This is a genomic window from Pirellulales bacterium (assembly GCA_019694435.1).
Taxonomy (GTDB): Bacteria; Planctomycetota; Planctomycetia; order Pirellulales; family JAEUIK01; genus JAIBBZ01.
This window is the reverse complement of record JAIBBZ010000003.1, coordinates 1-14,161: the sequence shown is the minus strand read 5'-3', so window position 1 is coordinate 14,161 and position 14,161 is coordinate 1. Positions and strand designations below refer to the sequence as shown.

The 14,161-nt window shown below is 65.6% G+C and carries 13 protein-coding genes; 3 read left to right on the top strand and 10 right to left on the bottom strand.

What is annotated here, in order from left to right; genetic code table 11:
- Positions 1-4: 4 nt before the first annotated feature.
- On the top strand, positions 5-1,213 hold the full coding sequence (locus tag K1X74_04000) for an HlyD family efflux transporter periplasmic adaptor subunit (protein ID MBX7165492.1): 1,209 nt from the start codon (positions 5-7) through the stop codon (positions 1,211-1,213).
- A gap of 63 nt (positions 1,214-1,276) precedes the next feature.
- Here the strand turns inward: K1X74_04000 and K1X74_03995 are convergent, their stop codons facing one another.
- The 3 genes from K1X74_03995 to K1X74_03985 form a co-directional block, all read right to left on the bottom strand.
- On the bottom strand, positions 1,277-2,068 hold the full coding sequence (locus K1X74_03995) for an MBL fold metallo-hydrolase (protein MBX7165491.1): 792 nt from the start codon (positions 2,066-2,068) through the stop codon (positions 1,277-1,279).
- 41 nt (positions 2,069-2,109) lie between these two features.
- Complete coding sequence (locus K1X74_03990) at positions 2,110-3,120, bottom strand: acetyl-CoA carboxylase carboxyltransferase subunit alpha (GenBank protein MBX7165490.1); 1,011 nt, start codon at positions 3,118-3,120, stop codon at positions 2,110-2,112.
- Positions 3,121-3,198: 78 nt separating this feature from the next.
- Entirely contained in the window at positions 3,199-4,011 is an 813-nt protein-coding gene (locus K1X74_03985) for a serine/threonine protein kinase (protein ID MBX7165489.1), read from the bottom strand.
- A gap of 284 nt (positions 4,012-4,295) precedes the next feature.
- Here K1X74_03985 and K1X74_03980 point away from each other — a divergent pair, with 284 nt between their 5' ends.
- Positions 4,296-5,315: a zinc-binding dehydrogenase gene (locus K1X74_03980; protein MBX7165488.1), complete on the top strand. Its 1,020-nt coding sequence runs from the start codon at positions 4,296-4,298 to the stop codon at positions 5,313-5,315.
- A gap of 3 nt (positions 5,316-5,318) precedes the next feature.
- On the opposite strand, the gene K1X74_03975 is transcribed toward K1X74_03980, so the two are convergent.
- From K1X74_03975 to K1X74_03950, 6 genes are all read right to left on the bottom strand, one after another.
- The gene (locus K1X74_03975) at positions 5,319-6,494 is read right to left on the bottom strand and encodes a glycosyltransferase family 4 protein (GenBank protein MBX7165487.1); all 1,176 of its coding nucleotides are present in this window, start codon (positions 6,492-6,494) and stop codon (positions 5,319-5,321) included.
- A gap of 7 nt (positions 6,495-6,501) precedes the next feature.
- Positions 6,502-7,284 carry a tRNA pseudouridine(38-40) synthase TruA gene (gene truA, locus K1X74_03970; GenBank protein MBX7165486.1) on the bottom strand — a complete coding sequence of 261 codons (783 nt, stop codon included), beginning with the start codon at positions 7,282-7,284 and terminating at the stop codon, positions 6,502-6,504.
- 73 nt (positions 7,285-7,357) lie between these two features.
- Positions 7,358-8,380: an aspartate-semialdehyde dehydrogenase gene (locus tag K1X74_03965; protein MBX7165485.1), complete on the bottom strand. Its 1,023-nt coding sequence runs from the start codon at positions 8,378-8,380 to the stop codon at positions 7,358-7,360.
- Between the two features lie 245 nt (positions 8,381-8,625).
- Complete coding sequence (locus K1X74_03960) at positions 8,626-9,672, bottom strand: HTTM domain-containing protein (protein MBX7165484.1); 1,047 nt, start codon at positions 9,670-9,672, stop codon at positions 8,626-8,628.
- A complete protein-coding gene (locus K1X74_03955; protein MBX7165483.1) occupies positions 9,669-10,364 on the bottom strand; it encodes a hypothetical protein in 696 nt (231 codons plus the stop codon). The genes K1X74_03960 and K1X74_03955 overlap by 4 nt, the downstream gene beginning before the upstream one ends.
- A 229-nt stretch (positions 10,365-10,593) precedes the next feature.
- Positions 10,594-11,688: a TIGR03000 domain-containing protein gene (locus K1X74_03950; protein MBX7165482.1), complete on the bottom strand. Its 1,095-nt coding sequence runs from the start codon at positions 11,686-11,688 to the stop codon at positions 10,594-10,596.
- 446 nt (positions 11,689-12,134) lie between these two features.
- Here K1X74_03950 and K1X74_03945 point away from each other — a divergent pair, with 446 nt between their 5' ends.
- Positions 12,135-13,286: an FtsW/RodA/SpoVE family cell cycle protein gene (locus tag K1X74_03945; protein MBX7165481.1), complete on the top strand. Its 1,152-nt coding sequence runs from the start codon at positions 12,135-12,137 to the stop codon at positions 13,284-13,286.
- Positions 13,287-13,296: 10 nt separating this feature from the next.
- Here the strand turns inward: K1X74_03945 and K1X74_03940 are convergent.
- Positions 13,297-14,161 (bottom strand): protein-L-isoaspartate(D-aspartate) O-methyltransferase (locus K1X74_03940; protein ID MBX7165480.1); only part of this gene is annotated, 865 nt, incomplete at its 5' end.

Below are 14,161 nucleotides of genomic sequence, written 5' to 3'. Positions count from 1 at the left end.
ACGCGTGCGACCGTCCCGGCAGTTTTTCGTGTACGCAGGATTCGCCGTCGTCGCCGCGGCGCTCTTGGCCTATGCCTTCTGGCCCGAGCCCGCTCTGGTCGAAATCGCCGAGGTTGTCCGCGGCAGGCTCGAGGTGACCGTGAACGATGACGGCAAGACACGCATCAAGGAACGCTACGTCGTGCTGGCGCCTTTGATGGGTGACTTGCTACGCGTCGAACTGCACGCCGGCGACCCGGTTCAAGCCGGCGCCACGATCGTGGCCGCGATCCAACCCAGCGATCCGAGCTTGCTCGATGCCCGGGCACTCGCCGAGGCCGAGGCTCGAGTTCGCGCGGCCGAAGCCCGCCGCGAACATGCCCGGGCGCTACTCGAGCGCGCCCAGGCGAACTCGAAATATGCCATGACGCAGCACGAACGCACCGAGCGGCTGTTGGCCTCGGGAACGGCGACGCGCGAACAATACGATCTGGCGGTGACCATGCTGCGTACGGCGACCAACGACGTGCAGGCCGGCGAATTCGCCGTGCAGATCGCGGCCTATGAACTGGAGATGGCGCAGGCCGCATTGACGCGTACGCGCGGCGATGGCGCCGGAGGGCAATCGCGACTGGATCTCCATTCACCCATCGACGGCGAGGTGCTGCACGTGTTTCGCGAAAGCGAAGGGATGATCGCGCCGGGTACGCCGCTGATGGAATTGGGCGATCCAAGGGACCTGGAAATCGAGATCGACGTGCTCTCAACCGATGCCGTGCGGATTTCGCCCGACGCCAAGGTCTACCTCGAACATTGGGGTGCCCAGCGGCGGCTCTTGGCGCGGGTCCGCCTGATCGAGCCGCAGGCGTTTCTCAAGGTCTCGGCCTTGGGTGTCGAAGAGCAGCGCGTCAACGTGATTGCCGACTTTGTCGACCCGCCCGAGACCCGCGCTCGGCTCGGCGACGCCTATCGCGTCGAGGCGCAGATCGTCGTTTGGGAAGGTGACGATTTGCTGCTGCTCAACGCCGGGGCGTTGTTTCGCTACGAAGGCGGTTGGGCCGTCTACCGGATCGCCGGCGGCCGCGCAGCCTTGACCCCGGTCGAAGTCGGCCAGACCAACGGCCGTGAGACCCAAATTGTCAAGGGCCTGAAGGAAGGCGACCGCGTGGTTGCCTATCCGAGCGACCAGATTCGCGACGGCGTGCGCGTGGAGCGCCGTGTGTTGCAGCGGTAGACCACGGGCGAACTCCTGCCCTGCTCCCCCTGCCCTGCCCGATCTGGATCGGCGGCCCGGCTGCTAGTTCCGTGCCTGCCAGGACTTCTCAAACGAAAGCGTCTCGCCGTCGTCTGGTACGTGCAGCCGCGGCCCGACACCGGGCTCATTGGTCAGCGAGCGCACCTCGGCGCGGGTAGTCGGACAATGATTGAGCGCCTCGAGATGCACGGCGACCACTTCGCCGGGCGCCAGTTGGACGAACCGTAGAACCTCGGCGAGCGTCATCAAGATCGGTCCACCGATGTCGAGCTGTGCGCCACCGGCATGCACGACGGTCACGTTCGGGCGTTCGCTTTCGAGCGCAGCGATCACCGCCGGCGTGAGCACCGTGTCGCCGCTGAGATACACGCACGGCTCGTTGGGCATGCGGATGACGAAGCCTGCGCCGCGGCCCATCAGACGCCCGATGATGCCGCGGCCATGTTGCGCCGGTACGGTATGCAGCGTGCCGCCGAAAAATGCTTGCGGCTCGCGACCGACGTCGATCGCCCGGATGCCCGCCGATTGGAGCGTCGGCGCATCGCCGGCCTGACAATACGTGGGCAGCTCACGTTCGGCGAGCAATTTGCGCCCTGGACGATCGAGATGATCGACGTGCCCGTGCCGGAAATGCGTCAGCAAGCAGGCGTCGAGTTGGGCGAGCGCATCCCCGGCATGGGCCGGGAGCTCGACCAGCGGATTGAAACGTGGCCGAAAGCGCAGCGCCGCCATCGGCCACAACCCCCGCGCTGCCGAGAGCATTGGATCGACCAGGATCCGCTTGCCGGCCAGCTCCAACACCAACGTCGCATTGCGCAAGAGGGTGAGCTTCAACCAGCCCTCGCAGCTCGAATTCCGGAATGCCCCAGCGGTAGCTAGGTTTGCGTCGCGTCGCTGGTTTCGTGTGCGGGCTGCTGCATCTCGCCGACTTCCAAGAAGAATCCCATGCGGCGGAACTTGGCATAGCGGTCGGCCAGCAGGCGGTCGACTGGCACGTCTCTCAGTTCGCGCAGGCACTTCATCAGGTACATCTTCAGCCGGCTCGCCATCTGGTGATGGTCGCGGTGCGCACCGCCGAGCGGCTCTTGAATCACGTCGTCGATCACGCCGAAGCCGTGCAGGTCGCGGGCCGTCATCTTCAGCGCCCGGGCCGCCTGCTCGGCGTAGGCGCCGCTTTTCCACAAGATGCCCGCGCAGCCCTCGGGGCTGATCACCGAGTAATAGGCGTGTTCCAAGACCGCGATGCGGTCGCCGATACCGATTGCCAAGGCACCGCCCGAACCGCCTTCGCCGATCACGACGCACACGATCGGCGTCGGCAGCCGCGACATGGCGAACATGCTCTCGGCGATGATCCGGGCCTGGCCGCGTTCTTCGGCCCCAATGCCCGGATAGGCGCCAGGAGTGTCGATGAAACAGATCACCGGCATATGAAACTTGGCGGCCAGTTCGGCCTTCGAGATGGCTTTGCGGTACCCCTCGGGATGCGCACAGCCGAAGTAGCAGGCGTTGCGTTCCTTGTAGGTCTTGCCTTTCTGATGGCCGATGAGCATGACTTTGTAGTTGTCGAGCTTTGCGAAGCCGGTCCGCAGCGCGCGATCGTCGCCGAAGGACTTGTCGCCGTGCAACTCAACGAACTCGTCGAACACCAGCTCCAGATAGTCGGTCGTCATCGGGCGATCGGGATGCCGGGCGACTTGGACCGTCTGCCAGGGCTCCAGCGAGCTGTACACCCGTTTCTTGGTGTCGGCCAGTTCGCGGCGCAACCGGCGCACTTCTTCGATCGTGTCGGCCGTCTTCTCGGGCAGCGTCTCGAGCGCGGCCAGCCGTGCTTCGAGATCGAATATCGGGCGCTCAAAAGCGAGCTGGTGCATCGAGGCGGCCATAATCACTCTGCGGGGCTAAAAAGGTTGCGAGGCCTGCGGGTCGCGGGGGCACCGACCGCCTTGTGGCGGCCAACCGGCTCACGCGGCCTCGGTGGGTTTGCGCGGCATTTCCTTGAACGGTCGCAGGGCATTGTACTCGCGGAGGAACTTTTCGAGCGACTCCGGTCGCTTGGCCGGGTCCTTGGACAGCGTTTTCCGCACCAGAGCGGCCATTTCCGGGGTTACGTTCTTGTTGCCGGCATCGGCCGGCGGAATCGCGGCCTTCAAATGCTTGTTCAGCAACTCGTTGGCACTGGTGCCCGTATAGGGTGGCTTGCCGGTCAGCAGCTCGTGGACCATGCAGCCGAAGCTATAAACGTCGGCGCGTTGATCGAGGGCCTCGCCGCGGATCTGTTCCGGCGACATGTAGCTGCGGGTGCCCTGGATTTTCGACTTCAGCGAAAACAGCCGGGCGAGTCCCGTCTTGGGCTTCACGGCCAGGGCAAAATCGATCAATCGGATTTCGCCTTCATCGGTCATCAGGTAGTTGTCCGGCTTGACGTCGCGGTGGACCCAGCCCTGAGAGTTGAAGTAGGCCAGCCCTTCGGCGCATTGCCGAATGACGTCCGGGAGCAGGTAGGCGATGCGATCGACGCCCCGGTTGATGTACTGCTTGAGGTTCGGCCACGGGAAGAATTCCATGATCAGGTACGGCACGCCGTCGCGCGTCCCGAGCTCATAGATGCGAATGACCCGTGGGTGTTCGAGCTTCCTCCCCACCTCGTACTCGTGACGCAGATAGCCGAGGTGCTCGCGGTTCTTGCGGAAATCGCTCAGCAGCGTCTTCATGGCGAGCCGCTGCTGGCGGCCATCGTGCATGACTTCCCAAACCTGGCTGTTCTGGCCGGTCATGACCAGGTTCAGCAGCCGATAGGGCCCGACGTACTGTTGGCTGCCAAGTGCCACGGCGATTGCGGTTCCGGGAGGCGAAGCTCGGCATCGCCGGCGCGGTGGGCGGAGCGGAATGCCAACTTTCGAGTCTAGCCGCAGGCCCCGGCGCGAACAATGCGTGGGGCGGTCGCCGGCGAGCAAGCGTGGCCGTGATGGCGTTGTTCGGCGGCGCCCTGCCGATTAAAAAAGGTGCGAAATCCACGCCTGACGCACCTGGCGCGTACCCCCAAGGGAGAATCGTTGACGTGAAGACTGCTCGCATCGTGGCCCCGCACCAATTGGAATGGGTCGACGCGCCGCCGCCGGACATCGCCGAATTGCCGGGCGAGCCAATCCTGGTGCGGTTGCATGCGGGCGTGCTCTGCGCGTCCGACTTTCCGCGCTATGTGGGCGGCGCGTGGAACATCGAGTTTCCGCGGCCGTTCGGCGATAGCTTGCACGAGTGCATCGGCGAGGTCGTCGAAAGCCGTTGCCCGCGGTTGCCGGTCGGCCAGCTGGTGCTGTCGATTCCGCCCGACCAACGCGGCCTGAGCGAAGTGTTCCTTGCCGACGGGTCGATGACCGTCAAGCTGCCGGCCGAGTTCACCCCGCGCGAACATCTGATCCTGGCGCAGCCCTTGGGCACCGTCATCTGGGCAGCTCGCAAGCTGCCGAACTTGATCGACCAGAACGTGGCGGTGATTGGCCAGGGGCCGATCGGTCTGTTGTTCGATCACCTGTTGGCGAACATGGGTGCGCGGCGCGTGATCGGTCTCGACAAGCTCGACTACCGGCTCGAATTTGCCCGCCGCATGCGCGCCACGCACACGATCAACGTCGACCGCGAAGACGCCCACGCGGCGATCCTCGAATTGACCGATGGAGTCGGCGCCGACGTCGTGGTCGAAGCCGTCGGCCACCAGGCTGAGACGCTGCAAATGTCGGTCGACTTCTGCCGGCCGCATGGCACCGTGCTGGCGTTTGGGGTGCCCGACGCCGAGCACTATCCCCTGCCCATCTGGCAGATGATCCGTAAGAACCAGCGATTGATCGGCTCGATCCATCCCGACATCCAGCGCGATATGACGCTGGCGATCGAAATGATCGCGTCGGGGCGCATCGACGTGTCGCCGATGATCACGCACCGCTTTGCGTTCGAGCAGGCGGCCGAGGCCTTCGACCTGGCGATCGCCCGCCGCGACGATCCGATCAAGGTCTTGCTGCACACCAGCGCCGGCCGCGACCAGATGCCTGTGCCTGGTTGGAAGAAACACTTGCCGCTGTAAGACTCAGCGCCCAAGCGGTGGCCGGGCCGCGAGCAGACGTGCGTACAGCGCGCGTAGTTCGTCGGTCATCCGGTCGTGGCTGAAGCGGTCGCGGCAGAGTTCGCGGCCGGCAGCGCCGTATCGGGCGCGTCGCTCCGGATCGGCGGCCAGCTGCTCGATGGCCAGGGCCAGGCCCGCCACGTCGCGCGGTCGAAGCAAAATGCCTGTCCGGTCGGGCAGCACGACTTCGCGCGCGCCGTCGATGTCGTAACTCACCACGGCCCGGCCGACGAGCATCGCCTGGGGCAAGACGCGGGCCAGGCCTTCGCGCAGGCTGGCATGCACGACCAGGTCCACGCCGGCAATCAGCTCAGGGATTCGGGTCGGCGGCACCAGGCCCGTGAACTGGAAGTATTCGTGCAAGCCGGCCCGGTCGATCTGGCTTTGCAACTCGGTTCGCAAGACGCCGTCGCCGACGAACAGGAACCGCACTTGCGGATTGCGTGCCACGACATTGCGGGCAGCCTCGATCACGTCGGCGTGGCCTTTGAGTTCGAACAGCCGCGCGATCTTGCCGACGACGACGTGTTCGTCGCGATAGCCGAGCGCCTGGCGCACGCGCAGCCGGTGGAATTCGGCCTCGAGAAACGGTTTGACCTCCATGCCGCTGTAAACGGTGGTGAACCGTTCGCGCGGGGCGACGCCGGCCGCCACCATACAGTCGGTCATCGCATCGGCGACGCTGACCAGGTGATGGCAGCGCCGCGCCGCCCAGCGTTCGCAGGCGATGTAGAACTGCCGCGTCACGGCCGACTGGTATTCGTAGAACGGCGCGCCATGCACGGTGTGCACGATCGCCGGGACGGCGAGCGCATGCGCCGCCGCGCGGCCGAGGATGCCCCCCTTGGCGCTGTGGGTATGGACAACCTCCGGCGCGAACTCGCGCAGCCGGCGGCGAATCGCCAGGTAGCTCGTTGCATCGCGCAGCGGATGAATCGCGCGCCGTAGCGAAGGCACGATCGCCACCGGCAGGCCCGACGCTTCGGCCCGATCGAGGAGCGTCCCTTCGGGTCCGAGGGCCGGACCGGTGATGAGCAGCACGTCGTCGCCATAGCGCTCGCGCAGGCCCTGGCAGGTGAGCAAGGTGTTTTCCTGCGCGCCGCCGAGGATCATGCGCGTAATGACGTGGGCAATCCGCATGAGGCGATTATGACTCGATTGGCGCCGACTGCGGAGCCCCGGAGCCCCAATCGACCCAGAGCAAGAACAACCCCTGCGGCGGCGCGGTCATGCCGGCGGCGCGGCGGTCGCGCGCGGCGAGTACCTGGGCCGGCCAGGCGGGCTCGCGGTGCCGGCGGCCCACTTCGACCAGCGTACCCACCAGGTTGCGGACCATGTTGTAGAGAAACCCGTCGGCCTCGACCTCGACGTGAATGAAGTCGTCCCACGGCGGCGGTTGGCGCGTCACGTCGAGCGCGAGGACCGTGCGGACGCTCGACTGGCGCGTGGGTCCTTGGTTCTCGAAGCTGGCGAAATCGTGCGTTCCGCACAAGGTCCGTGCGGCCTCGTGCATCGCCGCGTCATCCAGCCGCTGGTGATGATGCCAGGCATACTGCCGGCGAAAAACGGGCGCGATCGGACCGTCGTGCAGCACGTAGCGATACCGTTTGCGCACGGTGCTGCCGATGGCATGAAAATCGTCGCTCGCCTCGGCCGCTTCGCGCACGCGGACCTCCGAGGACAGCCGGGCATTGATGGCCCGCTGCAGCGTCGCCGCGTCGAGCGCGCTTGGCGTCTCGAAATGGGCGAGTTGCCCCAGCGCGTGCACGCCGGCGTCGGTGCGGCTGCTGCCGACGACCTCGGTGGCGGTGCCGGTGATCTGCGTGACGGCGTCGTTCAACGCGCCCTGCACGGTGCGCACGCCGGGTTGCGTCTGCCAGCCGTGAAAGTGGGTGCCGTCGTAGGCGATCACCAGCCGGATCTTGCGCACGAGACCGCGCTCCCCTCCCCTGCTCTGCCGGCGGTCCTCGGCGAACGATCGCCGGTACCCGAACAGCCCGCGATCAGGCCGCCGGAGTGGCTGCTTTCAGTCGCGCGAGCAATTCGGCGATCTGCACGGCGTTGGTCGCGGCGCCTTTGCGCAGATTGTCGCTCACGCACCAGAACGCCAGGCCGTTGGGGCTCGACAGGTCTTCGCGAATGCGGCCGATGAACACTTCGTCGCGGCCGTCGCAGCCGCGCGGCATCGGGTACCGCTTCGCTCCCAAGTCGTCGTCGACCACCACGCCCGGCATGGCGGCAAACAATTCACGGGCCTCGCCAACGGTCAGCTTGCGCTCGGTCTCGACCAATATGCTCTCGCTGTGGCAGTTACTGACCGGCACCCGAACGCACGTCGGGCAGATGCGAATCGAATCGTCGCCCAGAATCTTGTGCGTCTCGAAGACCATCTTCATTTCTTCCGACGTGTACCCGGCGTGCTTCGGCGAACCGATCTGCGGGATCAAGTTGAAGGCGATCGGGTGCGCGAAGTTTTCATAGGCGTATTCCTGGCCGGCCAGATCGGCCTTGGTGCCTTCGACCAAATCGCGCGTGCCGACCAGCCCCGCGCCGCTCGTGGCCTGATAGGTGCTCACCACGACGCGCCGCACGCGGGCGGCATCGTGCAGCGGCTTCAAGGCGACGACCATCTGCGTGGTCGAACAGTTGGGGCTGGCGATCAGGCCTTGGTGGTTGGCCGCAGCATCCGGGTTCACCTCGGGGATCACCAGCGGCACCTTCGGATCCATGCGCCAATAACCGCTCTCGTCGACCACGATCGCGCCGCGCTCGACGGCCCAGGGGGCAAAATCGCGGGCCACTTCGTCCGGAGTGCTGCCGATTGCCAGGTCGACGCCATCGAACGCCTCGGGCGTGAGCGCCTCGACGGGCCAATCGCGTCCGGCAAAGTGCACCGTCTTGCCCGCCGACCGGGCCGAGGCGAGGAACTTGTAGCGCTCGCAGGGAAACTGCCGCTCTTCGAGCAGCTTGAGGATCAGCGTTCCTACGGCACCCGTGGCACCGACGACGGCAACAGTTTCAAACACCACCGAACTCCTCACTTAAACCCGAACAGCGCCGATCCGTGGTGGGGCACCCCTCCCGGTCTTGGCGAAGGGCTGGCCGTCAGCGGCCAGACGCCCAGGACACGCCTGGGACAAGTGGGGTTCACCCCCCCTGCCCTGCGCGCGGCCTGCCATACGGGCGGCAATTCCAGGCAGGGAAAGGACGACAGTATAGGTTGCCCGGGGCGAAATCGGCAAACCAGGCGGCGGGGAGGTGCTTCTGTGAGTCAAGACGCGACGCTGCCGAGCCCCAGGCGCCGCGCGACGGGGTCGAGCACGCCGCGTACCAGCGCCGGCGACAGAAACGCGAAGTTGGCCAGGATCATGATCAGCCCGAAGGTGATCATGCCCATCGCCAGGGCAATGCCCAGGTGCAACGGAACGGCCATCGCGATGATGATCGGCCGCGTCAACCGCGGCCAGACCAGGCCGATATAGAACGTCTCCCAGAAGACGGTCGTCTGGGTCAGCGCGTTGATCAGGAGCGGATAGCCGGCCATCCAGGTGGCGTCGAGCGATTGATATTCCAGATTGGCCACCGCGCCCCACAGCGCCGTGCCGTTCTGCCAGGTTTCGCCTTCGAGCTTGGCGAGCCCCGCGAACAGATAGATGACGCACATGTGCAACTGGATCAGCCGCAGGGCGATATTGGCACCGACGCGCGGCGTGCGCGGGTCGACCTTTTCGCCACGGCGGCGGCGCAACAGGTTGTCGAGCGAGTAGGCCGCGCCCGACGGCCCCACGGCCAGGTACAAGGCCAGCATGCAGTTGATCTGATCGAGGCCGAACAACGCGCCCGGCACGCGGTTCACATAGGCCACGGCGACGAGGAACGACAGGATGGTCGTCACGCGGGTATACAGACCCAGCATCGAGCATGCGATCACTGCCAGGCCGGCGACGTGCACGAGCCATAGCAACCAGGGGCGCCCGCCGGCCAGCGAATCGATCCACCACCACCAGGTCCAGGTAAAACTGCCCGATTCCGACACGGCCGCGCCGATCGTCGCTTCGCCGCTGCCGCTCCAAAAGCCGCTCCAGGCAAATCCGCCAGGACGCAGCGCCGTAAATGCGCGGGCATTGACCCAGGCATCGGGCCCGAAGAAGTCTTCGAGCCCCAGGCTCCAGACGGCGTGCGTGTAAAACAGCATGGCCCCGGCGAACAGCCGAATCATCCCCAGCGTGGCCGGATCGACGGCCGTGAACCAGAACCGGTCCCACGCCCGACACCATTCATGCACCCAAGAGCGGGCCACAGCCGCGAGGGCATTCATAGCGGTGGCTCCGGCGCGGCAGGTGGTTGTCCCGGTGCCTGTTCTTGCCGTGGGGCGCCCAGCGGCAAGGTTTCGACTTCGAGTTCGGCGACCGGCTCCGCGGCCGATTGGGCATCGAAAGTGCCCAAGTCGCGCTCTTCATACGAGCGCGGGTCGTCGAGCTTAGCGCCTTCGAGCACTTGCCCGGGCGACGGCAGCAAATGGCGGCGCAGATAGATCGTCACGCGCTTGGCGCCAGAATGCGCCAGCAAGTGCGCGGCATAGGAGCGAATGTAAGCTTGAACCCAGGGTGTCTCCGGCGGCGCCGCGTTGAGAAACTCGCTGAGCATGAAGTGCCGGTGGTAAAGCAGGCGCGGCTTGTGCTCGCTGAGGTTTGGAAAGATGTGTTCTTCTTTGTGGCCGTCTTCATATTCGAGCACGTACCGCACCAGGTGGCTGGGCCCCGGGTCGGGGGCGAAGAACGCATAGCCGTGATTGAGGAACATCGCCTCGAGATACGGGCGATAGACCTCCCAGAGCCGGCCCGACAACTCCGAGGCCGGCGGCAGCGCGAAAGGCGCGCAGAATACGCCGACCAGGTGCAACGTCACGGCCACGCTGATCACGGCCTTCGACCAGGGGCCCAACGGGCTCCTGGTCGAAACGGCCGCTTGCGCGGCGCGCGGCGTTGGGTTGGCTTCGGGGCGTGGCATCGAACAGGATGCGCGCCAGTCCGCAGCGCGCCGAGAAATCGAAAGTGCGTTGTCGCACGGCATTGCCAAGTCGGCACTTATGCCGCGCCAGCGGTTGTTATCGGTAGGCAGTTGCCGGCCGAGAAGCTTTTTGCTGGCGACCGGTTTGCGCGGCGCCTTCAACAAAAAACCCTCGCAGAGGCCGAAACCTCTGCGAGGGTCGTAAGCAGTTTGCCGATTGCGCGGCGGCTTAGCGAGCCGAAGCCACTTTCGGGGCGTCGAACGCGAAGTTCAAGACACGGGTCTCGCCGGCCTTGATCGTGACGTTCTCTTCCTTGACCAGCTCCTGGCCGTCGCGGACCACCACGACGCGAACCGGGTAGTTGGCCCACTCTTGACCGCCCGGCAGGCGCTGCGTCGAGAATTCGCGGACCGCGCCGGTCGAGCGAGTCTCGCGGCCGGCCAGGAACACCTTGGCATCGGCCGGAACATGCAGCGTCAAGTTCGTCGGGGACGATTCGGGCTGTTGACGACGGGCATTCATCTCTTCCTGCCCGTTCAGCTCGAAGGTCACTTCGGTGGCTTGACCAGCCTGGACCTTGACGGTCTTGGTCTCGGTCAGCTCTTGGCCGTCCCGTTGGACAGTGGCCTTGATTTCGTAGGTGTAGCTATAGCCGCGCTCCAAGCCGCGCGACATGTAGCGACGCAGGTTGCCCTTGCTGTTGGTCGGCATGCCGTTGACCAGAATCGTGGCGTTGGCCGGCACGCGGACCGCGATCAAGGTGCCGTCTTGCGGCAGAGCGGTCGTATCGCCGTCAGCCGGAGGAGCCACATCGCCTTCGCTTGGCGCTGCACCCTCCGGAGCGGGAGCGTCGGCCGGCGCATCGGCGGGCGCGGTGCCTTGGTAGTTGGATTCATGCTCGTGAACGATCACACCGCCGCTCGAGCCACCGCTTGAACCGCCGGACGATCCCCAGCCGCCCGACGAACCGCCGGACGAACCCCAACCGCCGCTCGAGCCACCGTAGACGACATAGCCGCCGCTCGAACCACCCGACGAACCCCAGCCACCCGACGAGCCGCCGGACGAACCCCAGCCGCCGCTCGAGTGCCAAGCGCGTCGCACGCGATAACCGTAACCGCCCGACGAGCCCCAACCGCCCGACGAGCCGTACGAACCCCAGCTACCCCACGAGCCACCGCTGGAGCCCCACGAGCCACCGCTCGAACCCCAGCTACCCCAATGATGGTGCCAGAAGGCGTCCGCCGAGGAGGCGTCACCCAGCACGGCACCGGCCCAGATCATGGCACCGGCTAGCAAAGCCTTGGTCTGCGTCCGCAACATGTCATCTTGCTCCAATTGAATTGCCTAACCTGACTACTCTCGCGGCTCTGCCGCGAAACAAACAAACCTAGCTCGTGTTCTCGCGGATTACGGAAGGACTGCCGTTTGCGAAATCCGGGAAGTCTAGGGCGCGCCCGGCTCATCCCGCACAATCCGCATGGATTGAACACCAGCGTTCGCGGGGATGCCAGACCCCCGTTCGCAGGGCCAATCAAACGCCACTAAGGGCGTCAACGCCGCTAGCAGCAACAGCGACAGCATAATTAGCCGGCAACGAAAAGTCTGCGCCTTTTTCCCAGATCCCCAATTGGTAAGGTCCGGTTTGGCGACGATTTCGGCTGGGCTGGGCTCCGCTGTACGCGAGGCTTAGACTCCCCTGCCCGCCCGCTGCCGCTGGGCACCCTGCCGGGAATTAAACCGCGCAATCGACGCAGGTTGGCCAAGCCATGGATGCTTTTCTACCGCTGCGCAGCCGCTGGCCTGTTGGGCTGATGTTGCCGGCGATTGCCTTGTTTGCCGGTGGCCTCGCGGCCATCACACGAGCGGAGATGCTTGCGGCGGGCGAGATTCGCCTCGCCAGCCGCCAGGCGGTCGCGGGCACCTTGGCGGCCCTGCTGACCGGATTCGTGGTGTGGCCGAGCTACCGTCGACTCTGGCGCTTTGCCTACCTGGGCCTGGCCGGGGTGGTTGTCGCCCTGGTGGCCGTTTACTTCTTACCGCCCGTGGCCGGGGTTCATCGCTGGATTCGAGTTGGCCCGATCGGCGTCCAGCCTTCGGAGTTTGCGAAGGTGGTCTACGTCGTGGCGCTGGCGCGCTGGCTGACGTATCGCGAGAACTTTCGCCGCTTGCCGGGCCTGGTAGCGCCGCTGCTGTTGACGTTGGTACCGGTGCTCCTGGTGCTCAAGGAGCCCGACCTGGGCACGGCGATGGTTTTTCCCCCGCTGCTCTTCGCCATGTTGTTCGCCGCCGGCGCGCGACGGCGGCATCTGGCATGCATCTCGTTGGTGGCGGTGTTGTTGGCGCCGCTGCTTTGGAGCCAGATGAGTCGCGAGCAGCGCTCGCGTGTAACGGCGCTATTCGAGCAGAACGCTCCCGAGCAACGCCCGGCAGACGACGGGTATCAACTCCACCAGGCGAAGCAGGTGGCAGCGCTTGGCGGTGCCTGGGGTAGTTGGCTGAGTGGAACCACCGTCGACGACCCCGGCGCATATCATCTGCCCGCTGCGGCGACCGACTTCATCTTCAGCATGTGGGGCGAGCGCTTCGGCCTGGCCGGGCAAACGGCGCTCATCGCTCTGTTTGCCCTGATCGTGGCCGGTTGTTTGCGCGTGGCGACGTCGACGCAGGAGCCGTTCGGGCGGCTGCTCGCGGTGGGCGTGGCAGCGCTGTTCGCTGCGCAGGTGTTGATCAACACCGGGATGACCGTCGGCCTGCTGCCGGTCACGGGCCTCTCGCTGCCGCTGGTGAGCTATGGCGGCTCGGGGCTGCTGGCCCACGCGCTGGCGTTGGGGCTCGTGTTGAACGTCGGGCTGCGTGCCGACTTCGAAGTGACGGGCGAACCCTTCCGCTTTGCGAGGCGCCGCGGGCGCTGGAACTAGGCGGCCGAGATCAATTCTCCTGCGGCACGATTTCGATGGCGTCGTACAGCGCGGACCCCGTGGCGCCATGCAGGCCAATGCGAATGATGGCGTCGCGAGTTTGCGGCGGTACGGCGATCTTGCCCGAGAAGTATTCCCATTTGAACGTACCGCGCCAGGGCCCCAGCCACTTGGTTGTGATGGCGGCCCGGTTCTGGTTGTAGAAAGTAACGACAAACGCCGGCAAATCCTGGTCCGCCGGGCCGGCGACGATTCCCTGCCCTTGTACCCAGGCACCCAATTTGAGGTATTTGATCTTATGGCCGTCACAGGCCAGGCCCTGGAGCATCTGGGCGCTGCGTCCGGGGACGTCGTTGGTGAACTTCATCACGTATTGACCATCGGGCGCATCGGCGACTTGCGCGCGTTCGCAATAGCGTTGGTAATGCCAGCCGCGCGGCCGTGGCGGGTCGCCTTCCGCGTCTTCGAAGCTGCCGTTGAACACACCTGGCTTCGAGCCGTCGGGCAGCACGCGGCGCAGCGATTCGGCTTCGCCCGTCATCGGCACGAACAAGGTCGGGACGAGCGCCTCGGTCTCGAGCTTGTCGCCCTTCTTCTTCATCAGGTACAGGCTCTGCTGATAGCGCTCGCCGAGCGGAATAATCATCCGCCCGCCGTCGCGCAATTGTTCGACCAGCGGTCGGGGGACGTTTTCGGGCGAGCAGGTCACGATCACCTTGTCGAACGGCGCGAACTCGGCCCAACCCTTGAAGCCGTCGCCCACCTTGGCATGGACGTTGTCGTAGTGCAGGTCGCGCAACACCTTGGCCGCGCGATGCCCGAGCGATTCGACGATCTCGATCGTGTAGACCTCGGCCACCAACGGGCTGAGTACC

Coding starts and splice junctions, on each gene's coding strand:
- K1X74_03955 (MBX7165483.1), bottom strand. CDS start 10,364: ATGCCACGCCCCGAAGCCAACCCAACGCCGCGCGCCGCGCAAGCGGCC.
- K1X74_03985 (MBX7165489.1), bottom strand. CDS start 4,011: ATGACCGGCCAGAACAGCCAGGTTTGGGAAGTCATGCACGATGGCCGC.
- K1X74_03975 (MBX7165487.1), bottom strand. CDS start 6,494: ATGCGGATTGCCCACGTCATTACGCGCATGATCCTCGGCGGCGCGCAG.
- K1X74_03960 (MBX7165484.1), bottom strand. CDS start 9,672: ATGAATGCCCTCGCGGCTGTGGCCCGCTCTTGGGTGCATGAATGGTGT.
- K1X74_03990 (MBX7165490.1), bottom strand. CDS start 3,120: ATGGCCGCCTCGATGCACCAGCTCGCTTTTGAGCGCCCGATATTCGAT.
- K1X74_03950 (MBX7165482.1), bottom strand. CDS start 11,688: ATGTTGCGGACGCAGACCAAGGCTTTGCTAGCCGGTGCCATGATCTGG.
- K1X74_03945 (MBX7165481.1), top strand. CDS start 12,135: ATGGATGCTTTTCTACCGCTGCGCAGCCGCTGGCCTGTTGGGCTGATG.